The organism is Klebsiella sp. w6, assembly GCF_033100215.1.
Taxonomy (GTDB): Bacteria; Pseudomonadota; Gammaproteobacteria; order Enterobacterales; family Enterobacteriaceae; genus Klebsiella; species Klebsiella variicola.
Genome location: NZ_CP136907.1, coordinates 4,647,687 through 4,674,228 on the forward strand (window position 1 = coordinate 4,647,687; position 26,542 = coordinate 4,674,228).

Sequence of the window (26,542 nt, forward strand, 5' to 3'; positions counted from 1 at the left end):
GCAATTAGCGCGCCAAAGCTACGGCGCTGACCTCTTCTGCTACTCGCTCGGTAGCGTCCGGAATCGAAGCGCCACGCGCTCGTTCCGCCATATCCAGCAACGTTTCCCGATCCCAGCTCGCCAGGGTAGAGGCAACCGCCTCTACCGTGAACTCAGGCTGTTCAAGAATTTTCGCCGCGCCGGCTTTCTCCAGCGGCAGCGCATTCCAGTACTGCTGACGATCTTTGTGCTGGAAGGGTACAAACAGCGCCGGTAAACCTGCGGCGGCAATTTCGCTGACCGTCAGCGCGCCGGAACGGCAAACCACGACATCAGCCCAGGCATAGGCCGCGGCCATGTCATCAATAAATTCCGTCACTTTATGCTGCGGCTGCCCCGCAGCGGCATAGGCCTGTTGCACGGTTTGCTGGCCACCTTTGCCGCTCTGATGCCAGATGGTCACCGCATCACCGAGCTTCGCCGCCACCTGCGGCATAGTCTGGTTCAGGACGCGCGCGCCCTGAGAGCCACCGACCACCAGCACGCGAATCGGTCCATGACGCCCCACCAGTCGCTGACCCGGCAGCGGCAGCGCCAGTACATCGGTACGCACCGGGTTTCCGACCACGTCCGCATGCGGGAACGCGCCGGGAAACGCCTGCATCACTTTCTTCGCAATCTTCGCCAGCCATTTGTTGGTCAGACCGGCAATACCGTTTTGTTCGTGGAGGACCACCGGGATCCCCAACGACCACGCCGCCAGACCGCCAGGCCCGGAGACATAGCCGCCCATGCCCAGCACCACATCCGGCTGGAAACGCTTCATGATCGCTCGCGCCTGACGCCAGGCGTTGAAGATACGCACCGGCGCTAACAGTTGCGCTTTTATCCCTTTGCCACGCAGGCCGGAGATACGGATAAAATCAATCTCGATGCCGTTTTTCGGCACTAAATCCGCTTCCATACGATCGGCGGTACCCAGCCAGCGAACCTGCCAGCCCTGGTCCATTAAATGGTGCGCGACCGCCAGCCCCGGGAACACATGCCCGCCGGTGCCGCCCGCCATCACCATCAACCGCTTTTCCTGACCGCTCATCGAACACCCCGTGTAAACGCCTGGGCTTTTTCCAGACGCGTTTCATAATCTATTCGCAACAACAACATGATGGCCGTCGACATAATCAGCAGACTGGAACCACCATAACTGATCAGCGGCAGCGTCAGACCTTTCGTCGGCAGCATACCCGCCGCCGCCCCGACGTTAACTAACGCCTGGAAGCTAAACCAGATACCAATCGCACAGGCGAGGAAGCCGGAGAAGCGATGATCGATCTCCAGCGCTTTACGGCCAATCGACATGGCGCGGAAAGCGACGAAGAATACCATTAAAAGCGCCAGTACCACACCGATATAACCGAGTTCTTCGCCGATAATGGCGAAGATAAAGTCAGTGTGCGCTTCCGGCAAATACTCCAGTTTTTGCACTGAGTTGCCGAGGCCCTGCCCCCACATCTCGCCGCGGCCAAAGGCCATCAGCGACTGGGTCAGCTGGTAACCACTGCCGAACGGGTCTTCCCATGGGTTCCAGAAGGAGGTCACGCGGCGAATACGGTACGGTTCGGCGAGGATCAGCAGGACCACCGCCGAGATACCCATGCCGATAATGGCGATGAACTGCCACAGCTTCGCGCCAGCAAGGAAGAGCATCGCCAGCGTGGTGACGAACAGCACTACCACGGTACCGAGGTCAGGCTGCGCCAGCAGCAGTATCGCCAGCACGAAAATCACGCCCATCGGTTTTAAGAACCCGCGCAGGTTGTTACGCACTTCATCCGCTTTACGCACCAGATAGTTGGCGATATAGCAGAACAGCGACAGCTTGGTGAACTCCGCCGGCTGAATACGCAGCGGGCCAAGGGCGATCCAGCGCGATGCGCCGTTTACCGAGCTGCCCACCACCAGTACGATCAGCAGCATCACAATTGAGGCAATCAGCATCGCGGTACTGTGGCGCTGCCAGAAATCCATCGGCAGGCGCAGCGTCACCAGCGCGAGGACAAAGGCCAGCACAATATACAGGCCGTCGCGCTTGGCAAAGAGGAAAGGATCGTTCGCCAGGCGCTGCCCCACCGGCATCGACGCCGAGGTCACCATAATAAAGCCGATCGCCGCCAGGCCGAAGGTCAGCCACAGCAGCATCCGGTCATACATCACCAGACTGTCGTTATCTTTCGGGCGCGAGCCCATCACCCAGCCTTTTAGCGCGGCGAACAGCCAGGCGAAGATAAACATCCCCGGCAGTCGCGGCAGTCTCAACCGAGGCAAGCTCAGCTGCGGCATTCTCAGGCGTGGGAGAGAGAAACGCATCAACCTAACTCCTTCGCCAGACGGGCAAAAATATCGCCCCGTTGTTCAAAATTCTTAAACTGATCCAGGCTGGCGCACGCCGGCGACAGGAGAACCATGTCGCCCGCTTTCACCAGGGGCGCTATCTGACGCATCGCCTGTTCCATGGTTTCAGTTTGTACCGCCACGTCAGGACGCAGCTCAGCGAGCTCGGCGCCATCGCGACCAAAACAGTACAAGCGAATACGATCGCCGCCGAGGTAGCGCTTCAGCGGGGTAAAATCAGCGGACTTGCCGTCGCCGCCCAGCAGCAGGTACAGCGTGCCGTCCAGCTGCAGGCCGTTCAGCGCCGCCTCGGTGCTGCCGACGTTGGTGGCCTTCGAGTCGTTAATCCAGCGTACGCCGTTGTGATCCAGCACCAGCTGAAAGCGATGGGCCAGACCAGTGAAGGTGGTTAATGCCTTGAGGCTACTGGCCCGCGGCAGGCCCGCGGCATCGGCCAGCGCCAGTGCCGCCAGGGCGTTGCTGTAGTTATGCTGACCGGTGAGAGGCATCTCTTTCACATTGAGGACTTTCTCACCTTTAACGCGCAGCCAGGTTTCGCCCTGCTGACGGTTAAGGTGGTAGTCACCGACATCGACACCAAAGCTGATGCAGCGATCGTCCGCCCCGCGTACCGGCATCGTGAGCGCATCGTCCGCGTTCACCACGCAGGTTTTTGCATTCTCGTAAATCCGCAGCTTCGCCGCGCGATACTGCTGCAGCCCCAGCGGGTAGCGGTCCATATGGTCCTCAGTCACGTTGAGGATGGTTGCCGCCACCGCCTGCAGGCTGGAGGTCGTTTCCAGCTGGAAGCTGGAGAGCTCCAGCACATATAGCTCACGATCGGTGTCCAGCAGCATCAGCGCCGGCAGGCCGATATTACCGCCCACGCCGACGTTAACCCCGGCCGCTTTCGCCATCTCGCCCACCAGAGTAGTGACAGTGCTTTTGCCGTTAGAGCCGGTAATGGCGATAATCGGCGCCTGCGCCTCGCGGCAGAACAGTTCGATATCACCAACGATCTCTACGCCTGCATCGGCCGCCGCGCTCAGTGAAGGATGGGCCAGCGCGATGCCGGGACTGGCGACAATCAGATCCGCCGCCAGCAGCCAGGTATCATTGAGTCCGCCAACATGGCATTCGACCGATTCGGGTAATTTATCCAGCCCCGGAGGCGCGACGCGGGTGTCCATCACGCGCGGCGTCACGCCGCGCGCCATGAAAAAGTCCACGCATGACAGGCCGGTCATACCCAGCCCAATAATGACGACTTTTTTACCCTGATAATCTGCCATGATTAACGTACCTTCAGCGTCGCCAGGCCAATCAGCACCAGCATCAGCGAAATAATCCAGAAGCGCACGATAACGCGCGGCTCCGGCCAGCCCTTCAGTTCATAGTGATGGTGAATCGGCGCCATACGGAAGATGCGCTGACCGCGCAGCTTAAAGGAGCCAACCTGCAGGATCACCGACAGAGTCTCCACGACGAAAACGCCGCCCATAATCACCAGCAGGAATTCCTGACGCAGCAGCACGGCGATAATGCCCAGCGCGCCGCCGAGCGCCAGCGAACCGACGTCGCCCATAAAGACCTGCGCCGGATAGGTGTTAAACCACAGGAAGCCCAGACCCGCGCCGACAATCGCCGTACAGACGATCACCAGCTCGCCAGCATGGCGCAGATAGGGAATGTGCAGGTAGTTGGCGAAGTTCATGTTGCCGGTAGCCCATGCCACCAGCGCAAAGCCGGCAGCGACGAAGACGGTCGGCATAATCGCCAGGCCGTCGAGGCCATCGGTCAGGTTGACGGCGTTGCCGGTACCGACGATAACGAAGTAAGCCAGCAGGATATAGAGCAGGCCCAGCTGCGGCATCACGTCTTTAAAGAATGGCACCACCAGCTCGGTCGCCGGGGTGTCTTTCCCGGCCAGATAGAGCGCGAACGCCACGCCCAGCGCGATCACCGACATCCAGAAATACTTCCAGCGGGCGATCAGGCCTTTGGTATCTTTGCGCACGACTTTACGGTAATCATCAACAAAGCCGATGATCCCGTAGCCGATTAATACCGTCAGTACGCACCAGACGTACGGGTTGGAGGGGTAAGCCCACAGCAGAACGGAGACGGTGATCGCAGTGAGGATCATGATCCCCCCCATGGTCGGCGTGCCGCGTTTGCTGAAATGGGACTCCGGACCGTCGTTACGTACGACCTGGCCGAAGGAGAGTTTTTGCAGACGGGCGATCATGCGCGGGCCCATCCACAACGAGATGAACAGCGCGGTCAGCAGGCTGACGATGGCGCGAAACGTCAGATAAGAAAAGACGTTAAAGCCGGAATAATATTTGACCAAATGTTCGGCCAGCCATACTAACATGTCCCAGTCTCCTGTAATGCGCGTACTACCTCTTCCATGGCGGCACTACGTGAACCCTTCACTAAAATGGTCATTATCTTGTGCTCCGCCAGCAGCTCGCGCAGGCGAGCCACTACTGCGGCTTTATCATTAAAATGTTCGCCCACGCCGCTGGCGCGGCTGATATCCGCGCTCAAGGTGCCGACGCTGAGGACGCAATCCAGCCCCGCCGCTTTCGCTGCCTCGCCGACTTCGCGATGGCAGGCTGCGCTTTCCGCGCCAAGCTCCGCCATATCGCCGACCACCATCGCCCGGAAGCCGGGCATCTCTGACAGTACCTGCACCGCCGCGGTCATCGAACCAACGTTGGCGTTGTAGGAGTCATCCAGCAGCAGCTGGCTCTCCGTCAGCCGGATCGGGAACAGACGCCCCGGAACGGCCTTCAGCTGCGCCAGACCGGCTTTTACCGCCGCCAGATCGGCGCCTACCGCCATCGCCAGCGAGGTCGCCGCCAGCGCGTTAGCGATGTTATGGCGTCCCGGCAGCGGCAGCAGGACGTCAACGTTGCCGGTTGGGGTCTGCAGCGTAAATTCGGTACCGTGGCTGGTGATCTGCACGTTGGTCGCCGTGAAGTCGCTGTTGGCCGCATTCGGTGAGAAGCGCCACACTTTGCGATCGCCAATCACCGCCTGCCAGTTCAGCCAGTCGTTGTTATCAGCATTGAGAATGGCGATGCCGTTTTCCGGCAGACCGGTATAGATTTCGCCCTTCGCCTTCGCCACGCCCGCCAGCGAGCCGAAACCTTCGAGGTGCGCCGCAGCAAGGTTGTTGACCAGCGCGGCTTCCGGACGCGTCAGGCTGACGGTCCAGGCGATTTCGCCCTGGTGGTTGGCGCCGAGTTCGATCACCGCGTACTGATGCTCTTTAGTCAGGCGCAGCAGCGTCATCGGTACACCGATATCGTTGTTCAGGTTGCCAGCGGTATACAGTGTGTTGCCGCACTGGCTAAGGATCGCCGCGGTCATCTCTTTGACCGAGGTTTTACCGGACGAGCCGGTCAGGGCGACGACGCGGGTCGGTACCTGCTGACGCACCCAGGCGGCTAACTCGCCGAAAGCCTGGCGGGTATCTTTCACGATCACCTGCGGGAGATCGCAGGCCAGCGGACGGCTCACCAGCAGCGCGCCGGCGCCAGCTGCTTTCGCCTGTTCGGCAAAATCATGAGCGTCGAAACGCTCGCCTTTCAGCGCCACAAACAGGCAGCCCGCCGTCACTTTACGGGTATCGGAGGTCACCTCGTCGATAGCGATGTCGCTACCCTGCCGTTCGCCATGGGCGATCGCGGCGAGCTGGCTTAACGTAAAGCGAATCATGCTACCGCTCCCAGCAGACGCGCGACGGTGACGCGGTCGGAATAATCCAGACGGCGATTGCCGACGATCTGGTAATCTTCATGGCCTTTACCCGCCACCAGCACCACGTCGTTCTCTTTCGCCTGCATCACGGCGTTGGTGACCGCTTCCGCGCGGCCTTCCATCACCTTCGCATGACCCGCATCGAGCATGCCGGCCAGAATATCGTTGATAATCGCCCGCGGCTCTTCGGTGCGCGGGTTGTCATCAGTGACCACCACGATGTCGGCAAATTCTTCAGCGATAGCGCCCATCAGCGGACGCTTGCCTTTGTCACGGTCGCCGCCGCAGCCGAAAACGCACCACAGCTTGCCGCTGCAGTGCAGGCGCGCGGCCTGCAGCGCTTTTTCCAGCGCGTCAGGCGTATGGGCGTAATCCACCACCACGGCCGGTTTACCGGGCGCGCTGAACACTTCCATACGGCCGCATACCGGCTGTAAACGCGCTGCGGTTTTCAGCAGATCGGCCAGCGGATAGCCCAGCGCCAGCAGCGTCGCCAGCGCCAGCAGCAGGTTGCTGACGTTAAAGGCGCCCATCAGGCGGCTTTCGATTTCACCGTTGCCCCAGCTGGAGTCAAACTGAATGGTCGCGCCGCTGTCGTGATAGTTGACCGCGGTGGCCTTCAGCCAGCGGCCGTGGCAGTTCGGATTGATATGATCTTCCATCGACACCGCCACCGCATCCGGCAGCTTCGCCAGCCAGCGACGCCCCACTTCATCGTCAGCGTTGACGATGGCCTGGCCGCAATGGTGGGTCGAGTACAGCAGCCATTTCGCCGCTTCGTAGTGCTCCATGTCGCCATGGTAGTCGAGGTGGTCGCGGCTCAGATTGGTAAACACCGAGGCGGCAAACTGCAGCGCCGCCACGCGGTGTTGCACCAGACCGTGGGAAGAGACTTCCATCGCGCCGAAGGTTGCCCCCTGCCCGACCAGACTGGAGAGCACATGCTGAACGTCTACCGCAGAACCGGTGGTATTTTCGGTCGGCACGACTTTATCCAGCAGGCCGTTGCCAACGGTCCCCATCACTGCGCTGGTTTCGCCGAGCAGCTTCGCCCACTGCGCCAGCAGTTGAGTGGTGGTCGTTTTACCGTTAGTACCGGTGACGCCCACCAGACGCAGCTGCTGCGACGGCTGATGATAAAAACGCCCGGCCAGCGCCGATAAGCGTTCGTTAAGCTGGCTCAGGTAAATAACCGGCACGCCGTGCATTTCACGGATCTCACCGTCTTCAGCCTCGCCCTGCGCTTCAGCAATAATGGCAGCCACACCTTGCGCTATCGCCTGCGGGATATAACGACGCCCGTCCGCCTGATGACCCTGTACCGCGATAAAGAGATCGCCGGAAGCAGCCACCCGGCTGTCCAGCGTCATCTCTCGCAGAATGCGCTCCGGTGCGTTTGGCACCCACGGAGCGAGTAGGTCGCGCAAATTACGATCTGCCACCTGTTCCCTCGCCTTGATTAATTACAAATTCACTTTTTTCGCCCGTTGCCAGCGCATCCGGCTCAATGTTCATGGTGCGCAATACGCCGCCCATGATGGCACCGAAGACCGGCGCGGAAACGGCGCCACCGTAGTATTTACCTGCCTGCGGGTCGTTGATCACCACCACCAGCGCGAAGCGCGGATGGCTGGCGGGCGCAACGCCTGCGGTGTAAGCAATATATTTGTTGATATAGCGGCCATCCGGCCCCACTTTTTTCGCCGTACCGGTTTTAATCGCGATGCGATAGCCTTTGATCGCCGCTTTCACGCCGCCGCCGCCGGGCAGCGCCACGCTTTCCATCATATGAACGACGGTACGAACGAGTGATTCCGGGAAGACGCGCTCGCCCGGAACCGGTGGATCAACCTTGGTAATTGACAGCGGGCGATAGATGCCATAGCTGCCAATCGTTGCGTAGACTCGCGCTAACTGTAACGGGGTTACCATTAGCCCGTAGCCGAAAGAAAAGGTGGCCCTCTCTATGTCAGACCACCGTTGTTTTTGAGGATATAAGCCACTGCGTTCTCCGACCAACCCCAAATTGGTCGCCTTTCCAAGCCCAAAACGTGAGTAAGTATCTACTAACGCTGAGGACGGCATCGCTAACGCCAGCTTAGAAACACCGACGTTACTCGACTTCTGTAGCACCCCGGTCAGGGTCAATTCGCTATAACGCGCCACGTCTTTGATTTCGTGGCCGTTAATTCGATAGGGAATGGTATTCAGCACGGTATTTTCGTTGACGATACCGCGTTGCAGCGCCGTCATCACCACCATCGGTTTCACCGTCGAACCCGGTTCGAATACGTCGGTGATAGCGCGGTTACGCATGGTGTCTTTCGCCGTACCGGCGAAGTTGTTCGGGTTATAGGAGGGGCTGTTGGCCATCGCCAGCACTTCCCCGGTGTTAACGTCCACTAACACGGCGCTGCCCGACTCGGCTTTGTTAAAGGCCACGGCGTTGTTCAGCTCGCGATAGACCAGCGCCTGCAGACGTTCGTCGATGCTCAGCGCCAGGTTGTGCGCCGCCTGGCTGTCGGTAGAAGAGATATCTTCAATGACCCGGCCATAGCGGTCTTTACGCACGATACGCTCGCCCGGCTGGCCGGTAAGCCATTTATCAAAGCTTTTTTCGACCCCTTCAATCCCCTGGCTGTCGACGTTGGTAAAGCCAATGAGGTGAGCAGTCACTTCTCCGGAAGGGTAATAACGACGGGACTCTTCACGCAGATGAATGCCCGGCAGCTTTAGCTTTTTGATGTAGTCGGCCATGTCAGGGTTTACCTGACGCGCCAGATAGATAAAACGCATCCGCGGATTGGTATTGATGCGCGTTGCCAGCTGATCCAGCGGCATATTGAGGGCGTCCGCCAGCGCCTTCCAGCGCGTATCCAAGGTGACCCCGCCAGCATCATGCAGCTCCTTCGGATCGGCCCAGATAGCCTTCACCGGTACGCTGACCGCCAGCGGCCGCCCGGAGCGGTCGGTAATCATCCCGCGCGCGGTAGACACTTCCTGGACGCGCAGCGAGCGCATATCGCCCTGACGCACCAGCATGTCGGGGCTGACCACCTGGAGCCAGGCGACACGACCTAGCAGGAAAGTCAGCGCCAGCAGAATACAGCCGCACAGCAACGCAAAACGCCAACTGATAAAGTTGGCCTGTTCTTCCTGACGCTTTGCTTTTGGCGTTTTTGGCGCTGCTTTCATCCGTCGCAATAATCCTTATTTCTGTACAACGATATTTTCTTGTGATGGATCGACGTGCTGCATCTGCAACTTCTCGGTCGCGATCCGCTCAACCCGACTGTGATCGCCGAGCGCGTTCTCTTCGAGGATCAGGTTGCGCCACTCGATATCCAGGGCGTCGCGTTCCAGAACCAGTTGTTCACGCTGCGCGGTCAGCAGGCGCGTATGGTGCGCGGTGGTGACCACGGTAATCGCCGTAATAATGATGCAAATGAACAGGCAGAGTGGCAGTTTCCCAAACCGCAGAAGGTCGTCCCCGATCACGCCAGGCAAAGCATGGCGCTCGTTGCTTCCAATCGACCCTTTAACCTTGCTTAAGGCCTCTGTCACTCTGCCGATCATGCGTTCGTCCTCTCTGCAATACGCAGCACTGAACTACGGGCACGTGGATTCTCTGCCACCTCTTCTTCGCCCGGCATCAACTTGCCTAGTGCTCGTAACTCACGGCCGCCCAGTTTTTTGAGCTGCGCTTCGGTCATCGGTATTCCCGCCGGAACCTGCGGACCGCGGCTTTGTTCACGCATAAAGCGCTTCACAATGCGATCTTCCAGCGAATGAAAACTAATGATCGATAGCCGCCCACCCGGGGCCAGCACGCTGAGCGAGCTTTTTAGCGCCTGCTCTATCTCCTCCAGTTCACTGTTTACCCATATGCGCACCGCCTGGAAGGTACGGGTCGCGGGATGTTTATGCTTATCTTTTACCGGCATCGCCGCAGCAATGACCTCCGCCAGCTCTTTGGTGCGGGTCATCGGTTCAATACGGTTACGTTCGACGATCGCGCGGGCGATACGTTTACCGAAACGCTCTTCGCCGAAGGTTTTAATCACCCAGGCGATATCGGCTTCTTCTGCCGTCTGCAGCCACTCGGCCGCGGACTGACCGCGCGTCGGATCCATGCGCATGTCCAGCGGCCCGTCGCGCATAAAGGAAAAGCCGCGTTCCGCATCGTCAAGCTGCGGGGAAGAGACGCCGAGATCGAGCAGAATGCCGTCGATCTTACCGGTAAGATCACGCTCGTCGACGTAGTCAGCGAGCTGTGAAAAAGGACCATGTACGATGGAAAAGCGGGGATCATCGATGGTTTTCGCGACGGCAATCGCCTGTGGATCGCGATCGATTGCCAGCAAGCGTCCTTCCGCTCCCAGCCGGGAGAGGATCAGGCGCGAGTGACCACCGCGGCCAAAAGTACCATCGATATAGATACCGTCTGGACGAATATTGAGGCCGTTGACGGCTTCATCCAGAAGTACCGTAGTATGTTTATAATTTTCCATCATTTTTATAAGGACAAATCCTGCAGGCGCTCCGACAGTTCACCGGTCGCGGACTGCTCAGCGTCGATATCTTCCTTGACCCGTTGATACCAGGTCGTTTCATCCCACAGTTCAAACTTATTAAACTGCCCGACCAGCATCACTTCTTTTGTCAGCCCGGCATGCTGCCGTAACACCGGCGCGATGAGCAATCGTCCGGCATTATCCATCTGACATTCGCTGGCATGACCCAGAAGCAAACGCTGTACGCGCCGCTCAACGGGATTCATGCTCGATAAACGCGACAATTTCTGCTCGATGATTTCCCATTCAGGCAATGGATAAAGCAGCAGGCACGGGTGATGAATGTCAATGGTGCATACCAATTGACCGGCAGCGTCCTCGATCAGCCCATCGCGATAGCGCGTTGGCACGGCCAGGCGGCCTTTGCTGTCGAGATTGACCAACGTTGCTCCACGGAACATGCCAGCCTCACCCCTTTTCGCCACTTTATCCCACAAATTCCCACCAGAAGGAGTTTACGGAGCGGAGGAAAAGCTTGTCAAGCCAGCACGGATGCCAACAGAGCTCAAAAACCCATTATTTACAGCCGACATTAGCCCTGATGAAAAAATCATCAACAGGCGAGGCAAATTAACGTTATGAATACGTGTAAGAAAATAACCAACAAACTCGTAACAGTTATAAACAACAAAATATCTTCGGCGGGAAAATATAAAGTGTCAGTTTGCGACGCGAGCGGCATTTTAGGCCATTATGCCGGTCGTTAACAGTACCTGTTGCTGGCTGAGGGGCGGACCAGACGCGGGATAGGGCAGAAGAGAAAGGCTGGGGCGTACAAAATGAGTGTTAATTCAGCAATTAACCTGGTGAATGTAACAAAATAATACAATTAAAGCCTGCGCAATCATTTTTTGTGTCCCGTTTTGAGTAACAAAACGATTGCCAGCGAATTAAACAAAATAACACGTAAAGAAGTTTAGGGATTTGTCTGAAATATATTCAGTTTTGCATTTTGGACGTCAATTGCCTGATTAATCGCCAAAGGCCTGCTTTCCGGCAGGCCCGCCAGGAATATTCCTGGGCTCTGGCGATATTGCGCGCTTAGCGGCGATTCAGGCTACCGCGACGATAGAGATTACGGCGAATACGGCTCAGGCCCGGCTTTGGCTTACGCGGTTCATCGAGGCTGGCGAGGACGATCTCCAGCACCCGCTCAGCGACATCGCGATGGCGCTGAGCCACCGCCAGCACCGGGCACTGCAGAAAATCGAGCAGCTCATTATCGCCGAAGGTGGCGATCGCCAGCTCGGAGGGCAGTTTGCCCTCACGGCGCAGCGTCACATCCATCACGCCCTGCAGCAACGGGAAAGAGGTAGTAAACAGCGCCTGAGGCATCGGATGGGTTTCAAGCCATTTCTCAAACAGCTGAGCCGCCGCTTCGCGCTCATAGCTGTTGGCATAGAGATAATGCACCTCGCGCGGATCGTCCTGCCAGGCTTTGCGGAAGCCCTGCTCGCGCAGGAAGCTCACCGACAGTTCCGGCAGCGCGCCGAGATAAAGTACCGTTTCGCCAGGGAAGGTCCGCAGCTCGGCAGCGAGCATTTCAGCGTCATCCTGATCAGCGCCGACCACACTGGTGAAATGCTCGCGGTCAAGGGCGCGGTCAAGCGCGACAATCGGAAATGGATCGTTAGCCCAGCGTTGATAGAAAGGGTGCTCCGGCGGCAGCGAGGTAGAGACAATGATAGCGTCCACCTGGCGCTGCAGCAGATGCTCAATGCAGCGCATCTCGTTATCGGGTTGATCCTCAGAACAGGCAATCAGCAGCTGATAGCCACGCTGACGCGCCTGACGTTCGAGATAATTTGCAATGCGGGTATAGCTGGTATTTTCGAGATCCGGGATCACCAGACCGATAGATCGTGTGCGTCCTGCACGCAGGCCAGCGGCGACCGCATTCGGATGATAGTTATGCTCCCGCACCACAGCCATCACCTTTTCGACCGTTTTATCGCTTACGCGGTACTGCTTCGCTTTGCCATTAATCACATAGCTCGCGGTGGTTCTTGAAACACCGGCCAGCCGGGCGATTTCATCCAGTTTCACAATTGCCCCTTGGGTAAGAAGTGCCAAACATAACCATTATTCAGGTATGGAACCCTTTTTATAACATCTAAGCGCAGAATAGTTAGCGCAGCAACCGCTTTCGCTTACAGTTCCTACTGATTTCGCAAAAAAAAAGCCCGACAGTCGCTGCCGGGCTATTTTTGCATCAGTTCCCGATCCTCAGCGCATGATTTTATCACCGCGAGACAGGCCGACCACACCGGAGCGAGCCACTTCCACGATCCGAGCGACATCGCGCAGCGAAGCCAGGAAAGCATCAAGCTTATCACTGGTTCCGGCGAGCTGAACGGTATAGATAGAAGGCGTCACATCGATAATCTGTCCGCGAAAGATTTCGGTGTTGCGTTTCACTTCTTCACGGCCATAGCCGCTGGCCTGAACCTTCACCAGCATGATTTCGCGTTCGACATGGGCCCCCTGCCCCAATTCGCTGACCCGCAGCACATCCACCAGCTTGTGCAGCTGCTTTTCAATCTGCTCGATCGCTTTTTCATCGCCCACGGTCTGGATGGTCATTCTGGAGAGCGTAGGGTCGTCCGTCGGTGCCACAGTCAGGCTTTCTATATTATAGCCACGCTGGGAAAAGAGGCCGATAACGCGGGACAATGCGCCCGATTCGTTTTCCAGTAATACCGATAATATCCGGCGCATAATCAGGTCCTCTCCGTTTTGCTCAACCACATCTCATCCATGCCGCCGCCGCGGATCTGCATGGGGTACACATGCTCACTGCCGTCGACGGTGACATCGACAAACACCAGCCGGCGCTGACGCACCTGCTCCAGCGCTTCAGCAAGCTTTGACTCCAGCTCCTGCGGCTCGCTGATGCGGATCCCGACGTGACCATAGGCTTCCGCCAGACGCACAAAGTCCGGCAGCGATTCCATATAGGACTGGGAGTGGCGCCCGGAATAGAGCATATCCTGCCACTGCTTCACCATCCCGAGATAGCGGTTGTTGAGGTTAAGCACCAGGACCGGTAACTCATACTGCAGCGCAGTAGAGAGTTCCTGAATGTTCATCTGGATACTGCCGTCACCGGTCACGCAGACCACCATTTCGTCCGGCAGAGCCATTTTGACCCCCAGCGCAGCCGGTAGGCCAAAGCCCATGGTGCCGAGACCACCGGAGTTAATCCAGCGCCGTGGTTTGTCGAAGGGGTAATAAAGGGCGGCGAACATCTGGTGCTGGCCCACATCGGAAGTGACGTAGGCATCGCCCTGGGTCAACCGCCAGATAGTTTCAATCACCGCCTGCGGTTTGATTTTATCGCTCTGGTCGTCGTAGCGCAGACAATGGCGGGCACGCCACTGCTCGATCTGTTGCCACCAGTCGCGAATGTCGTCCAGCGGCTGCTGCGTCTCTTCCTGGTCCAGTAGCTCCAGCATCTGCTCCAGTACCAGCCGGGCATCGCCGACGATCGGCACATCTGCCGGCACGGTTTTCGAGATCGAGGTCGGATCGATATCAATATGCAGCACCGTCGCGTTCGGACAGTACTTGGCCAGATTGTTGGTGGTCCGATCGTCAAAGCGGACGCCGACGGCGAAAATGACGTCCGAATGGTGCATGGTCATGTTGGCTTCATAGGTGCCGTGCATACCCAGCATCCCCAGCGCCTGCGGGTGCGTCGCCGGGAAAGCGCCAAGCCCCATCAGGGAGGAAGCAACCGGCAGCTTCAGCTTTTCCACCAGCTCACGCAGCTGGGGTTCGCAATGCGCATTGATCGCCCCGCCGCCGACGTAAACGACCGGCTTACTCGCCGCCACCAGGGTCTGCAGGGCGCGTTTAATCTGTCCCTTATGACCGCTGGTGGTCGGGTTATACGAACGCATACTCACCGCCTCCGGCCAGGCGTACGGCAGCTTTTTCGCCGGATTGAGAATATCTTTCGGTAGATCGACCACCACCGGTCCGGGGCGACCGCTGGCCGCCAGCCAGAAGGCTTTCTTCAGGACACCGGGAATATCTTCGGTCTGCTTCACCAGGAAACTGTGCTTCACCACCGGACGGGAAATCCCCACCATGTCGCACTCCTGGAAGGCATCGTAGCCGATCAGCGATGTCGCCACCTGCCCGGAGAGGATCACCAGCGGAATGGAATCCATATAGGCCGTCGCGATACCGGTGATGGCGTTCGTCGCCCCTGGTCCAGAGGTGACCAGCACGACGCCAACCTCGCCGGTCGCCCGCGCCAGGCCATCCGCCATATGCACTGCCGCCTGCTCGTGGCGAACCAGCACATGATCGATACCGCCAAGGGTATGTAACGCATCATAGATATCGAGGACTGCGCCTCCGGGATAGCCGAATACTTGCTTGACGCCCTGATCGACAAGCGATTGGACGACCATCTCGGCTCCTGACAACATCTCCATGGTTTGCCTCCAGGCTTATTGTTTTACGACAGCGGAACTCAATTTCCGCGCGCTCGCACGATGCGGAGGAGAGACCCTCCGCACTGAGGTGAATGGACTGCATGCCACTACCATAACTGCTCGCCAGCAGGCAGGCAATTCGCCGCAGGGGATGTGTTATCCCCTTAATAAGAAGAAAAGAAAGCGGAGAAGTGAAAATATGGTGGATTGCTTCAGAGATAAGAAAAGGGAATGGTAAATACTCGGAGAAAAGGCGTGATAGCAGGAATTGATCCATTTTTCACGAACCCAACGAATGCCTCGAACAGGTCAAACAGAACAAAATTCTGCATTATCGAATTTACATCATATAAAAAAAGGAGCCGAAGCTCCTTTTATCCTCGTTGCCATCGGCTCAGCGCTTGCAAATATCCACCAGCAGCTCTTCCATCCACTGATGGCCTTTATCGCGGCCAGCCGCTTCATGCCACGAGAGATAGCAGGTCCGGCTGTTAACCTTCAACGGCAAAGGTAATATTTGCAGGGCTAATTTATCGGCAAACTCATTGGCCAGCCAGCGCGGGGCAATCGCCACCATCTGGGTTTGCGATACCACGTTTAATACGCTGACCATCGCATTACCCTGATAGGCGATACGCGCCTGTTTATCGGCCGTGTCATACCACGGTAAACTGAATGAGGCATACCGATCGAGAGCCACCGTAGCATGCTCCTCACGATAAATATCCGCCTCCATCACCGGCCCGGAAATACGGGGGTGGTTGCGACTGGCCACCAAAACCATTTCGTCTTTGAATAACGGGACGCAGGCAAACTCAGGGCGACGGAACTCTTCATAACCGATCACAAATTCCGTTTCCTGATAACGTAACTGATGTTCCGTATTTTGATTCAGCGCGGATTTAAAGACCAAATGAATATTGGGTGCGATCTCCGCAACTTTATTAAAAATAACCGACGTCAGGATGTTATCCAGCGGGCTGCAGACGCACAGATGGAAAACGCGCTCACTGCTTAGCGGTTCAAAACCGGAGCCCGGCAATTCGTTTTGGACCAGCTGCAGCGCCTGGCGCACAGAACCAAAAAGCTGATAGGCCCGCGCCGTCGGCTGAATACCGCGGCCATAGCGCACAAACAGCTCATCATTAAACATCACTTTCAGACGTGAAACCGCGTTACTCACCGCGGGTTGAGACATGCCGAGCGTATGGGCGGCACGGGTGATATTCTGCTCTTGCATAACCGCATCAAAAACGGTGAGCAGATTGAGATCAACCATCCGTAGTTGAGGTTTAACGACTTCCTGTCCGGGGGCTGATTTATATTCTGGAGTGTCAATTAACATATCTAATTCCGCCGTCACGATGAATTCCCTTTACTAAACCACTATAATTAGCGTCGAAAATATCATTTATCATGCAAATGACATTTGCAAAATAGCAAAGGAGATTTTTAGGAATATATCAAGGCTATGAGTGGCAGTGAAAAAGCGGGACTACCAGGAAAATGAACCGCTCAAACCATACCGGTTACTTAATGATGGTGAGTGTAACCATAATCCGTAAAAATAAAAACAACACCACTAGTTAACTGTAACTTAAGCAATAATAAAGTATTTTATTTTTAACCTCATAAAATTAACAACTGCTTATCATTGAAAAATAATCCGCTAATGGGCAAATACATTCATAAGGAAAATAAATATAATATTTTCATTCAGATAGCTTTTTTTGCCGCCTCGTTCATGGCACATCGTGAGCGATGCGTTGAATGCAAAGCACTTTTTCAAATGAAACAATTCAGGACGCGCCTCCCTTTGTCCAAAATAGGATCTTCGGCAAAACGGGGCTTACATCAGCACAATTTGCTAATTCACATCGTGAGCCAATAACGCTTTTTCCGTGCCAGGGGTTGACTTTAAAACGGCTATCCAGTAACTCTAAAAGCATAACGATTTCATCTGGAGTTTGACGCAATGATTCGCACCGCTCGTATCACCAGCCTACTACTACTAAACGCATGCCATTTGCGCGGTAGGCTGTTGGGCGACGTTCAGCGTTAAGTCATCTTCCAGCAAGACTATAAAACCCGCGCCTTGGCGCGGGTTTTTTTATGCTCGTCAACAAGGCGCCAGGACACAGACTAAGGATCCAAACCATGAGCCAGCAAGTCATTATTTTCGATACGACCTTACGTGATGGCGAACAAGCGTTACAGGCAAGCCTGAGTGTCAAAGAGAAGCTGCAGATCGCTCTGGCCCTTGAGCGTATGGGGGTCGACGTAATGGAAGTCGGTTTCCCGGTCTCTTCCCCGGGCGATTTTGAATCGGTGCAAAGTATCGCGCGCACCATCAAAAACAGTCGTGTTTGCGCTCTGGCGCGCTGCGTTGAGAAAGATATTGACGTGGCAGCGGAATCCTTAAAGGTAGCCGAAGCTTTCCGCATCCATACCTTTATTGCGACCTCGCCGATGCATATCGCCACCAAACTGCGCAGCACGCTGGATGAAGTGATTGAGCGCGCGGTATATATGGTGAAGCGGGCGCGCAACTACACTGACGATGTCGAATTCTCCTGTGAAGACGCCGGCCGCACGCCGATTGCCGATCTGGCTCGCGTCGTCGAAGCGGCGATCAACGCTGGCGCCACCACCATTAATATCCCGGACACCGTCGGCTACACCATGCCGTTCGAATACGCCAACATTATCAGCGGCCTGTATGATCGCGTGCCGAATATCGACAAAGCGATTATTTCCGTCCACACCCATGATGACCTGGGCATCGCCGTCGGTAACGCCCTCGCCGCGGTCCACGCCGGTGCGCGCCAGGTAGAAGGCGCGATGAACGGTATCGGCGAACGCGCTGGCAACTGCGCGCTGGAAGAAGTGATCATGGCGATCAAAGTGCGCAAAGACATCATGAACGTGCACACCAACATTAATCATCATGAAATCTGGCGCACCAGCCAGACCGTCAGCCAGATCTGCAACATGCCGATCCCGGCCAACAAAGCCATCGTCGGCACCGGCGCCTTCGCCCACTCCTCCGGCATCCACCAGGACGGCGTACTGAAGAACCGCGAAAACTACGAAATCATGACCCCGGAATCCATCGGCCTGAACCAGGTACAGCTGAACCTGACTTCCCGCTCCGGTCGCGCGGCGGTGAAACACCGGATGGAAGAGATGGGTTACCAGGAGAGCGATTACAACCTGGATCATCTGTACGACGCGTTCCTGAAGCTGGCGGACAAAAAAGGCCAGGTCTTCGATTACGATCTGGAAGCGCTGGCGTTTATCAACAAGCAGCAGGAAGAGCCGGAGCATTTCCGCCTGGACTACTTCAGCGTCCAGTCTGGCTCCAGCGATATCGCCACTGCTTCAATCAAGCTGGTCTGCGGGGATGAAATCAAAACCGAAGCCGCTAATGGCAACGGTCCGGTCGACGCCATCTACCAGGCTATTAACCGCGTGACAAACTACAACATTGATTTAGTGAAGTATGGCTTAAGTGCGAAAGGCCACGGCAAAGACGCCCTGGGCCAGGTGGATATCGTCGTTGACTACAACGGCCGCCGTTTCCACGGGGTTGGTCTGGCCACAGATATCGTTGAGTCGTCAGCAAAAGCCATGGTTCACGTGCTGAACAACATCTGGCGCGCCGCCGAAGTCGAAAAAGAATTGCAACGCAAAGCTCAGAATAAAGAGAACAATAAGGAAACCGTGTAATGTCGAAGAATTACCATATTGCCGTTTTGCCGGGTGATGGCATTGGCCCGGAAGTGATGAACCAGGCGATGAAAGTACTGGAAGCCGTGCGCCAACGTTTTGCCATGCACATTACCACCAGCCAGTATGACGTCGGTGGGGCGGCTATTGACCGTCAGGGGACTCCCCTGCCGCAGGCGACCGTCGCCGGATGCGAACAGGCGGATGCGATCCTGTTCGGCTCCGTCGGTGGTCCGAAATGGGAACACCTGCCGCCCGCCGAGCAGCCAGAGCGCGGTGCGCTGCTGCCGCTGCGTAAGCACTTCAAACTGTTCAGCAACCTGCGTCCGGCCAAACTGTACCAGGGGCTGGAGGAGTTCTGCCCGCTGCGCGCCGACATCGCTGCCAACGGCTTCGACATTCTCTGCGTTCGCGAACTGACCGGCGGCATCTACTTCGGCCAGCCAAAAGGCCGCGAAGGCAGCGGTCAGCATGAGAAAGCCTTTGATACCGAGGTGTATCACCGCTTTGAAATCGAACGTATCGCGCGCATCGCTTTTGAATCCGCTCGTAAGCGTCGTCACAAAGTGACCTCCATCGATAAGGCCAACGTCCTGCAGTCGTCCATTCTGTGGCGCGAAATCGTCACCGAGATCGGCAAGGAGTATCCGGACGTTGAGCTGGCGCATATGTATATCGATAACGCCACCATGCAACTGATTAAAGATCCGTCCCAGTTCGACGTGCTGCTGTGCTCCAACCTGTTTGGCGACATCCTCTCCGACGAGTGCGCGATGATCACCGGCTCTATGGGCATGTTGCCGTCCGCCAGCCTCAACGAGCAAGGTTTTGGCCTGTATGAACCAGCGGGCGGCTCGGCGCCGGACATCGCGGGCAAAAATATCGCTAACCCGATCGCGCAGATCCTCTCTCTGGCCCTGCTGCTGCGCTACAGCCTCGACGCTGACGAAGCGGCGACCGCCATTGAAAGCGCCATCAACCGTGCCTTAGAGGAAGGGGTTCGTACTGGCGACCTGGCGCGCGGAACGGCGGCGGTCAGTACTGATGAAATGGGCGATATCATTGCCCGCTATGTCGCAGAAGGGGTGTAATCATGGCGAAGACGTTATACGAAAAATTATTTGATGCGCACGTAGTGTATGAGGCGCAGAACGAAACCCCGCTGCTGTACATCGACCGCCATCTGGTGCACGAAGTGACCTCCCCGCAGGCGTTTGACGGCCTGCGCGCGCATGGCCGCCAGGTGCGCCAGCCGGGTAAAACCTTCGCGACCATGGATCACAACGTCTCGACGCAGACCAAAGATATCAACGCGTCCGGCGAGATGGCCCGTATCCAGATGCAGGAGCTGATTAAGAACTGTAAAGAGTTTGGCGTTGAGCTGTATGACTTAAATCACCCATACCAGGGTATCGTCCACGTCATGGGCCCGGAGCAGGGCGTCACCCTGCCGGGGATGACCATTGTTTGCGGTGACTCCCATACCGCCACCCACGGCGCGTTCGGGGCCCTGGCGTTCGGTATCGGCACCTCCGAAGTGGAGCATGTGCTGGCGACCCAGACCCTGAAACAGGGCCGCGCGAAGACCATGAAAATCGACGTGCAAGGCAAAGCGGCGCCGGGCATTACCGCCAAAGATATCGTGCTGGCCATCATTGGTAAAACCGGTAGCGCCGGCGGCACCGGCCATGTGGTTGAGTTCTGCGGCGAAGCGATCCGCGATCTGAGCATGGAAGGGCGTATGACCCTGTGCAACATGGCGATCGAGATGGGCGCCAAAGCGGGCCTGGTCGCGCCGGACGAAACCACCTTCAATTACGTACGCGGCCGTCTGCATGCGCCGAAAGGCAAAGATTTTGACGATGCCGTCGCGTACTGGAAAACCCTGAAAACCGACGATGGCGCGACGTTTGATACCGTGGTGACGCTGCAGGCGGCGGAGATTGCCCCGCAGGTGACCTGGGGCACCAACCCGGGCCAGGTGATCTCAGTGACGGATAATATCCCCGATCCGGCGTCATTCAGCGATCCAGTGGAACGCGCCAGCGCCGAAAAAGCGCTGGCCTACATGGGCCTGAAATCCGGGATCCCGCTGACGGATGTGGCTATCGATAAAGTGTTTATCGGCTCCTGCACCAACTCGCGAATCGAAGATTTACGCGCCGCGGCGGAAATCGCTAAAGGGCGTAAAGTGGCGCCGGGTGTCCAGGCGCTGGTGGTGCCGGGTTCCGGTCCGGTGAAAGCGCAGGCGGAAGCGGAAGGCCTGGATAAGATCTTCATCGAAGCCGGCTTTGAGTGGCGCTTACCGGGTTGCTCGATGTGTCTGGCAATGAACAATGACCGCCTGAATCCGGGCGAGCGCTGTGCCTCCACCAGCAACCGTAATTTTGAAGGCCGTCAGGGCCGCGGCGGACGCACGCACCTGGTGAGCCCGGCAATGGCCGCAGCGGCAGCTGTTACCGGTCATTTCGCCGATATCCGTAATCTGAAGTAAGGAGACCATCATGGCAGAGAAATTTACCCAACATACCGGCCTGGTGGTTCCGCTGGATGCTGCAAACGTCGATACCGACGCGATTATTCCCAAGCAGTTTTTGCAGAAAGTGACTCGCACCGGCTTCGGCGCCCACCTGTTTAACGACTGGCGCTTTCTCGACGATAAAGGCCAGCAGCCGAACCCGGATTTTGTGCTGAATTTCCCGCAATACAAAGGGGCGTCAATCCTGCTGGCACGTGAAAACTTCGGCTGCGGCTCCTCGCGCGAGCACGCGCCGTGGGCGTTGACCGATTACGGCTTTAAGGTCGTGATTGCGCCAAGCTTTGCCGATATCTTTTACGGCAACAGCTTCAATAACCAGCTGCTGCCGGTGACCCTGAGCGACGAGCAGGTCGACGAGCTGTTCAAGCTGGTGCAGGCCAACCCGGGCATGACGTTTGAAGTGGATCTGGAAGCGCAGGTGGTTAAAGCTGGGGATAAAACCTACAGCTTTAAGATCGACGACTTCCGCCGCCACTGTATGCTCAACGGCCTGGATAGCATCGGCCTGACGCTGCAGCACGGAGAGGCGATTTCCGACTATGAACGCAAGCTGCCGGCGTTTATGAATTAACCTTCGGGCCCGGTCATTTGACCGGGCTTTTTAATTTTATCGCGGCGGAAATTGCGATCTCACGCACAAAAACCAATATTGATTCGCTGATTGTCAGGCCTTGACCCCACCCTGCCCCACACCATAAAGAAGAATCATTCCGCTTTCCTTCTCTTCCTCTTCGTTGTTTATGTATTATCCCTTCACTGCAAGTAAAAATAAGGCACGAGTGTTTAATATAAAAATATAAGAATGTGAAAGAAGCGTTAATCTCATAGAGAACCCCTATAGCTCAGAACAAAAAAAAACATTATTTTTCGATTTTTCCCCTCGCTATCTTTGCCCACAGAGAAATATTAACTAAGGACACGCCCGGGCCCCCGCATATCGGCCTCCCGGCCTCCTGTGGAGAGAAGAGATGAGCCACTATCCGCACCTTTTCAGTCCGTTGACCATCAACGGCATGACGCTAAAAAACCGCATTATCATGCCCCCTATGGGCACCAATATGGCCACGCTCAACGGCGAGGTCTCGCAGGAACAGCTGGAATACTATGAACTGCGGGCCAAAGGCGGCACCGGACTTATCACCATCGAAAACATCTGTATTGATTTTCCCTTTGCTTCCAACGGCACCACGCAGTTACGCATCGATAACGATCAATATATTCCGCGACTGTTTAAATTAACCGAGACCCTGCATAAACATGGCGCCTGCGTATCCATTCAGTTAAATCATGCCGGCGCTTCGGCGTACGCCTACCGCCTTGACGGTCAGACGCCACTCTCTTCCTCCACGACGCCCTCGAAAAAGCACGGAAATATTCCACGCCCAATGACGCATGAGGAAATTTATCATGCCGTTGAAAAGTTTGGTGATGCCGCGGAGCGCGTTCGTCGTGCGGGTTTTGACAGCGTCGAAATTCATGCCGGTCATTCCTATTTAATTAGCCAGTTTTTATCGCCGTTATTTAACAAACGCACCGATGAATTTGGCGGCAGCGTCGAAAATCGCACCCGGATATTAAGTCTGATTATCGATAAAGTGCGCGCCTGCGTGGGGCCGCGTTTTCCGGTCAGCCTGCGCATCAGCGCCGACGACTTCCTCAAGGGGGGCAATACCCTCGAAGATTCCCTGCGCATCCTTGAACTCTGCCAGGATAAGGTCGATATCATCAACGTCTCTGCGGCGCAGAATGACAACCTGAATCTGCAAATCGACCAGATGTCGCTGGAGGATGGCTGGAAGCGCTACCTCTCCCGCGCGGTGCGCGATAAATTCCATAAGCCCACGGTCATCGCCGGCAATATTCGCTCACCACAGGTGGCCGAGGATATTCTCGCCAGCGGCGATGCCGACCTTATTGCCATTGGCCGCGGCCTGATTGCCGAGCCGGAGTGGGTGCAGAAGGTGCAAGGCGGTAAAGAGCGCCTGATGCGCAAATGCATCTCCTGCAATATCGGTTGCGCTGACCATCGTATCGCCCGCTCGCGCCCGCTGCGCTGTTCGATTAACCCGGACATCATCCACGGCGATGCCTACAAAATGCGCCGCGTCAGTCGCGAAACGAACGTGGTGGTCATCGGCGCTGGCACCGCCGGGATGGAAGCCGCCTGCACGGCGGCGGAAGTCGGTTGCCATACCTGGCTGCTGGAGGCGAAAAACCACGTCGGCGGCCTCGCCAGCGAAATCTCCCGCCTGCCGGAGAAAAAACGCATCGCTGATTTCCCGCAGTTTATGAAAAATCGCATCGCCTCGCTGGACAACCTGATGCTGCAGGTCGGCAAATGTGCCGACGTGGCCTCAGTTTCCGCCCTACATCCGCATCTGATTGTCAACGCCACCGGCTCAACGCCGCTGCTGCCGCCCATTGAGGGCTTGCGGGAAAACATTGATACCGCGGACGGCAAAGTCTTTTCCATTACCGGCATGATCGACAACCTGGCGAAATTTACCGATATCGAGGGTAAACGTATCGCCGTCGTCGGCGCAGGCGCCGTTGGCCTCGACGTTATCGAATACTTTACGGCGCGCGGCGCGCAGGCGGTATTAATCGAAATGCAGGACGCCGCCGGTCGCGACCTCGACATCATTACCAAAAATGCCATGTTGACCATGCTCGACGAGCACCAGGTCGAACAGCACATGAATACCCAACTGATGGCAGTCGCTGCCGACCATTTCCGGGTGAAAAATACACAGCAAACCTTCGATATCCCCTTTGACTACGGCTTTGTCTGCCTGGGGATGCGCGCCAACCGGACGGGTCTCGACGAGATCGAGCGCTGGGCCAATGCCAATAACGTCAAAATCATGAATATCGGCGACAGCCTGATGGCGCGGCGCATTATCGACGGCATCCGCGAAGGCCGCAACGTGCTGGATACCCTGGAAGACATGGGTGCGCTGGGCAGTCGCGAAGCACAACGAATTCCCTTTCTAACTTATTGAGGATTTTTGTCATGGCAGAACGTATTACTGGACACACTGAGCTGATTGGCCTGATCGCCACCCCGATTCGCCACAGCATGTCACCCACCATGCATAACGAGGCTTTCGCCCATCTCGGGCTGGACTATGTTTATCTGGCTTTTGAAGTCGGTAATCAGGAGCTGAAGGACGTTGTGCAGGGCTTTCGGGCAATGAAGCTGCGCGGCTTTAATGTCTCTATGCCGAACAAAACCGAAATTTGCCAGTATCTCGATAAGCTGTCGCCGGCGGCGCAGCTGGTCGGGGCGGTCAACACCGTGGTCAACGACGATGGCGTACTGACCGGACATATCACCGACGGCACCGGCTATATGCGCGCCCTTAGCGAAGCGGGTATCGATATCATCGGCAAGAAGATGACCGTCCTCGGCGCCGGCGGCGCGGCGACCGCGCTCTGCGTCCAGGCGGCTCTGGATGGCGTGAAGGCGATCTCCATCTTTAACCGCCGCGATAAATTCTTCGCCAACGCCGAAGAAACGGTAGCTAAGATCCGCAACAACACCAACTGCGAGATCCATCTGTTCGATCTCGACGATCATGACAAGCTGCGCGCCGAAATCGACAGCAGCGTGATCCTGACCAATGCCACCGGCGTTGGCATGAAGCCGTTCGAAGGCCAAATGTTGCTGCCGAACGACAGCTTCCTGCGCCCGGATCTGATCGTCTCTGACGTCGTCTACAACCCGCGTAAAACCCACCTGCTGGAAGTGGCGGAGAAAAAAGGCTGCCGCACCCTGAACGGTCTGGGGATGATGCTGTGGCAAGGCGCGCGCGCGTTCGAAATCTGGACGGGTAAACAGATGCCGGTTGATTACATCAAGAGCATTCTGTTCTAAGAGGCGAATGATGAAAAATAAATACATCCCTACTGCGGCAGGGCTGTATCTCAACTACCTGATTCACGGCATGGGGGTGCTCTTAATCACCCTCAACATGGCCCATCTTCAGGAACAGTGGGGAACAGACGCTGCTGGCGTATCCATCGTTATCTCCTCGTTAGGTATCGGCAAGCTGGCGACCATTGTGACCGGCTTTTTGTCGGATCGCTTTGGCCGTAAGCCTTTTATTTATCTGGGGATCCTCAGCTATCTGATCTTCTTCGTCGGCATCCTGCTGACTAAAAATATCTATCTGGCCTACGTCTTCGGCATTATGGCGGGCCTGGCGAATAGCTTCCTCGACTCCGGAACCTATCCGGCGCTAATGGAGTCTTTCCCGCACTCCGCCAGCCGGGCCAACGTGCTGATCAAAGCCTTCGTTTCCGCCGGGCAGTTCCTGCTGCCGTTCATTATCAGCTTCCTGATCTGGGCGAATCTGTGGTTCGGCTGGTCGTTCGTCATTGCGGCGGGACTGTTTGTCCTGAGCGGCATCTACCTGCTCAAAATGCCATTCCCGGATAGCCAGTCGGCGAAAAAAGAGGAGGCCCCTACGGCGCAGGCGGAAGCAACTGCCCGGCCGCAGGCTAATAAGCTGGATATGGTGATCTTCACCCTGTACGGCTACATTGGCATGGCAACCTTCTATCTGGTCAGCCAGTGGCTGGCGCAGTACGGTCAATTCGTGGTCGGTCTGCCCTACGCCTCGGCGATTAAACTGCTTAGCATCTATACCGTCGGTTCGCTGGTCTGCGTCTTCGTGACCGCCGCCTTCGTCAAAGAGGTGTTCAGCTCGGCCATCGCCATGATCATCTATACTGGCCTGTCGATGATTTCGCTGCTGCTGGTGTGCCTGTTCCCGACGCCGATGATGGTCACCGGCTTCGCCTTTATCATCGGCTTTGCCGCCGCCGGCGGGGTACTGCAGTTGGGAGCAACAATCATGGCGATGAGTTTCCCGAACGGAAAAGGTAAAGCAACCGGGATCTTCTACACCGCCGGCAGTATCGCCAGCTTCACGATCCCGCTGATCACCGCAAAGCTTTCGCAGATCAGTATTGCCAGCATTATGTGGTTTGATTTTGCAATCGCCGTGATCGGCTTTGTGATCGCCCTGTACATCGGCTATCGTCAACTGCAGGCTCGGGCGGCGCAAAAAGTGTCCCGCACCGCAGTCACCGCCTGAGGTTCAACGCGA

22 protein-coding genes are annotated in these 26,542 nt (G+C 56.7%); 8 read left to right on the plus strand and 14 right to left on the minus strand.

Features of this window, described 5'->3' with window-relative positions:
• Positions 1 to 4: 4 nt before the first annotated feature.
• The 14 genes from murG to leuO all read right to left on the minus strand — a co-directional run bounded on the left by murG (position 5) and on the right by leuO (position 16,523).
• Complete coding sequence (gene murG / locus R0140_RS22785; protein WP_008807432.1) at positions 5 to 1,075, minus strand: undecaprenyldiphospho-muramoylpentapeptide beta-N-acetylglucosaminyltransferase; 1,071 nt, start codon at positions 1,073 to 1,075, stop codon at positions 5 to 7.
• A complete protein-coding gene (gene ftsW, locus R0140_RS22790) occupies positions 1,072 to 2,346 on the minus strand; it encodes a cell division protein FtsW (protein WP_004204337.1) in 1,275 nt (424 codons plus the stop codon). The genes murG and ftsW overlap by 4 nt, the downstream gene beginning before the upstream one ends.
• Positions 2,346 to 3,662: a UDP-N-acetylmuramoyl-L-alanine--D-glutamate ligase gene (murD, locus tag R0140_RS22795; protein ID WP_032740424.1), complete on the minus strand. Its 1,317-nt coding sequence runs from the start codon at positions 3,660 to 3,662 to the stop codon at positions 2,346 to 2,348. Before murD ends, ftsW begins: the two co-directional genes overlap by 1 nt.
• A gap of 2 nt (positions 3,663 to 3,664) precedes the next feature.
• A complete protein-coding gene (gene mraY / locus R0140_RS22800) occupies positions 3,665 to 4,747 on the minus strand; it encodes a phospho-N-acetylmuramoyl-pentapeptide-transferase (RefSeq protein ID WP_008807434.1) in 1,083 nt (360 codons plus the stop codon).
• Positions 4,741 to 6,099, minus strand: a complete 1,359-nt coding sequence (murF, locus tag R0140_RS22805; protein ID WP_012968939.1) for a UDP-N-acetylmuramoyl-tripeptide--D-alanyl-D-alanine ligase — start codon at positions 6,097 to 6,099, stop codon at positions 4,741 to 4,743. The genes mraY and murF overlap by 7 nt, the downstream gene beginning before the upstream one ends.
• Positions 6,096 to 7,583, minus strand: coding sequence for a UDP-N-acetylmuramoyl-L-alanyl-D-glutamate--2,6-diaminopimelate ligase (gene murE, locus R0140_RS22810; RefSeq protein WP_008807436.1), 1,488 nt, complete (start codon positions 7,581 to 7,583; stop codon positions 6,096 to 6,098). Before murE ends, murF begins: the two co-directional genes overlap by 4 nt.
• Positions 7,570 to 9,336, minus strand: coding sequence for a peptidoglycan glycosyltransferase FtsI (locus R0140_RS22815; protein WP_008807437.1), 1,767 nt, complete (start codon positions 9,334 to 9,336; stop codon positions 7,570 to 7,572). The genes murE and R0140_RS22815 overlap by 14 nt, the downstream gene beginning before the upstream one ends.
• Before the next feature lie 15 nt (positions 9,337 to 9,351).
• Positions 9,352 to 9,717, minus strand: coding sequence for a cell division protein FtsL (gene ftsL, locus R0140_RS22820; protein ID WP_002888550.1), 366 nt, complete (start codon positions 9,715 to 9,717; stop codon positions 9,352 to 9,354).
• Positions 9,714 to 10,655 carry a 16S rRNA (cytosine(1402)-N(4))-methyltransferase RsmH gene (gene rsmH, locus R0140_RS22825; RefSeq protein ID WP_023297066.1) on the minus strand — a complete coding sequence of 314 codons (942 nt, stop codon included), beginning with the start codon at positions 10,653 to 10,655 and terminating at the stop codon, positions 9,714 to 9,716. The genes ftsL and rsmH overlap by 4 nt, the downstream gene beginning before the upstream one ends.
• Before the next feature lie 2 nt (positions 10,656 to 10,657).
• On the minus strand, positions 10,658 to 11,116 hold the full coding sequence (gene mraZ, locus R0140_RS22830; protein ID WP_012542858.1) for a division/cell wall cluster transcriptional repressor MraZ: 459 nt from the start codon (positions 11,114 to 11,116) through the stop codon (positions 10,658 to 10,660).
• Between the two features lie 640 nt (positions 11,117 to 11,756).
• Entirely contained in the window at positions 11,757 to 12,761 is a 1,005-nt protein-coding gene (gene cra / locus R0140_RS22835; RefSeq protein WP_004145952.1) for a catabolite repressor/activator, read from the minus strand.
• Positions 12,762 to 12,941: 180 nt separating this feature from the next.
• Positions 12,942 to 13,433 carry an acetolactate synthase small subunit gene (gene ilvN / locus R0140_RS22840; RefSeq protein WP_002888536.1) on the minus strand — a complete coding sequence of 164 codons (492 nt, stop codon included), beginning with the start codon at positions 13,431 to 13,433 and terminating at the stop codon, positions 12,942 to 12,944.
• 2 nt (positions 13,434 to 13,435) lie between these two features.
• A complete protein-coding gene (gene ilvI / locus R0140_RS22845) occupies positions 13,436 to 15,160 on the minus strand; it encodes an acetolactate synthase 3 large subunit (protein WP_008807441.1) in 1,725 nt (574 codons plus the stop codon).
• A gap of 394 nt (positions 15,161 to 15,554) precedes the next feature.
• Positions 15,555 to 16,523: a transcriptional regulator LeuO gene (leuO, locus tag R0140_RS22850; RefSeq protein WP_072121929.1), complete on the minus strand. Its 969-nt coding sequence runs from the start codon at positions 16,521 to 16,523 to the stop codon at positions 15,555 to 15,557.
• A 612-nt stretch (positions 16,524 to 17,135) separates the two neighbouring features.
• On the opposite strand from leuO, the gene leuL reads away from it, so the two are divergent.
• The 8 genes from leuL to R0140_RS22890 all read left to right on the plus strand — a co-directional run bounded on the left by leuL (position 17,136) and on the right by R0140_RS22890 (position 26,530).
• Positions 17,136 to 17,222 (plus strand): leu operon leader peptide, encoded by an 87-nt coding sequence (gene leuL, locus R0140_RS22855; protein WP_004222662.1) that lies wholly within the window; start codon positions 17,136 to 17,138, stop codon positions 17,220 to 17,222.
• A 95-nt stretch (positions 17,223 to 17,317) separates the two neighbouring features.
• Positions 17,318 to 18,889: a 2-isopropylmalate synthase gene (gene leuA / locus R0140_RS22860; RefSeq protein WP_032736661.1), complete on the plus strand. Its 1,572-nt coding sequence runs from the start codon at positions 17,318 to 17,320 to the stop codon at positions 18,887 to 18,889.
• Entirely contained in the window at positions 18,889 to 19,980 is a 1,092-nt protein-coding gene (gene leuB, locus R0140_RS22865) for a 3-isopropylmalate dehydrogenase (RefSeq protein WP_008807444.1), read from the plus strand. The genes leuA and leuB overlap by 1 nt, the downstream gene beginning before the upstream one ends.
• Positions 19,981 to 19,982: 2 nt before the next feature.
• Complete coding sequence (leuC, locus tag R0140_RS22870; protein WP_008807445.1) at positions 19,983 to 21,383, plus strand: 3-isopropylmalate dehydratase large subunit; 1,401 nt, start codon at positions 19,983 to 19,985, stop codon at positions 21,381 to 21,383.
• A 10-nt stretch (positions 21,384 to 21,393) separates the two neighbouring features.
• On the plus strand, positions 21,394 to 21,999 hold the full coding sequence (gene leuD / locus R0140_RS22875) for a 3-isopropylmalate dehydratase small subunit (RefSeq protein ID WP_008807446.1): 606 nt from the start codon (positions 21,394 to 21,396) through the stop codon (positions 21,997 to 21,999).
• A 397-nt stretch (positions 22,000 to 22,396) separates the two neighbouring features.
• The gene (locus R0140_RS22880; RefSeq protein WP_016160290.1) at positions 22,397 to 24,430 is read left to right on the plus strand and encodes an oxidoreductase; all 2,034 of its coding nucleotides are present in this window, start codon (positions 22,397 to 22,399) and stop codon (positions 24,428 to 24,430) included.
• 11 nt (positions 24,431 to 24,441) lie between these two features.
• Positions 24,442 to 25,305 carry a shikimate dehydrogenase gene (locus R0140_RS22885; protein ID WP_008807448.1) on the plus strand — a complete coding sequence of 288 codons (864 nt, stop codon included), beginning with the start codon at positions 24,442 to 24,444 and terminating at the stop codon, positions 25,303 to 25,305.
• A 10-nt stretch (positions 25,306 to 25,315) separates the two neighbouring features.
• Positions 25,316 to 26,530, plus strand: a complete 1,215-nt coding sequence (locus R0140_RS22890; protein ID WP_012542861.1) for an MFS transporter — start codon at positions 25,316 to 25,318, stop codon at positions 26,528 to 26,530.
• Positions 26,531 to 26,542 lie beyond the last annotated feature (12 nt).

Coding starts and splice junctions, on each gene's coding strand:
- murF (WP_012968939.1), bottom strand. CDS start 6,099: ATGATTCGCTTTACGTTAAGCCAGCTCGCCGCGATCGCCCATGGCGAA.
- murG (WP_008807432.1), bottom strand. CDS start 1,075: ATGAGCGGTCAGGAAAAGCGGTTGATGGTGATGGCGGGCGGCACCGGC.
- leuA (WP_032736661.1), top strand. CDS start 17,318: ATGAGCCAGCAAGTCATTATTTTCGATACGACCTTACGTGATGGCGAA.
- leuB (WP_008807444.1), top strand. CDS start 18,889: ATGTCGAAGAATTACCATATTGCCGTTTTGCCGGGTGATGGCATTGGC.
- R0140_RS22890 (WP_012542861.1), top strand. CDS start 25,316: ATGAAAAATAAATACATCCCTACTGCGGCAGGGCTGTATCTCAACTAC.
- ftsW (WP_004204337.1), bottom strand. CDS start 2,346: ATGCGTTTCTCTCTCCCACGCCTGAGAATGCCGCAGCTGAGCTTGCCT.
- mraY (WP_008807434.1), bottom strand. CDS start 4,747: ATGTTAGTATGGCTGGCCGAACATTTGGTCAAATATTATTCCGGCTTT.
- ilvN (WP_002888536.1), bottom strand. CDS start 13,433: ATGCGCCGGATATTATCGGTATTACTGGAAAACGAATCGGGCGCATTG.
- ilvI (WP_008807441.1), bottom strand. CDS start 15,160: ATGGAGATGTTGTCAGGAGCCGAGATGGTCGTCCAATCGCTTGTCGAT.
- murD (WP_032740424.1), bottom strand. CDS start 3,662: ATGGCAGATTATCAGGGTAAAAAAGTCGTCATTATTGGGCTGGGTATG.
- leuD (WP_008807446.1), top strand. CDS start 21,394: ATGGCAGAGAAATTTACCCAACATACCGGCCTGGTGGTTCCGCTGGAT.
- R0140_RS22885 (WP_008807448.1), top strand. CDS start 24,442: ATGGCAGAACGTATTACTGGACACACTGAGCTGATTGGCCTGATCGCC.
- mraZ (WP_012542858.1), bottom strand. CDS start 11,116: ATGTTCCGTGGAGCAACGTTGGTCAATCTCGACAGCAAAGGCCGCCTG.
- R0140_RS22880 (WP_016160290.1), top strand. CDS start 22,397: ATGAGCCACTATCCGCACCTTTTCAGTCCGTTGACCATCAACGGCATG.
- leuL (WP_004222662.1), top strand. CDS start 17,136: ATGATTCGCACCGCTCGTATCACCAGCCTACTACTACTAAACGCATGC.
- ftsL (WP_002888550.1), bottom strand. CDS start 9,717: ATGATCGGCAGAGTGACAGAGGCCTTAAGCAAGGTTAAAGGGTCGATT.
- R0140_RS22815 (WP_008807437.1), bottom strand. CDS start 9,336: ATGAAAGCAGCGCCAAAAACGCCAAAAGCAAAGCGTCAGGAAGAACAG.
- leuC (WP_008807445.1), top strand. CDS start 19,983: ATGGCGAAGACGTTATACGAAAAATTATTTGATGCGCACGTAGTGTAT.
- rsmH (WP_023297066.1), bottom strand. CDS start 10,655: ATGATGGAAAATTATAAACATACTACGGTACTTCTGGATGAAGCCGTC.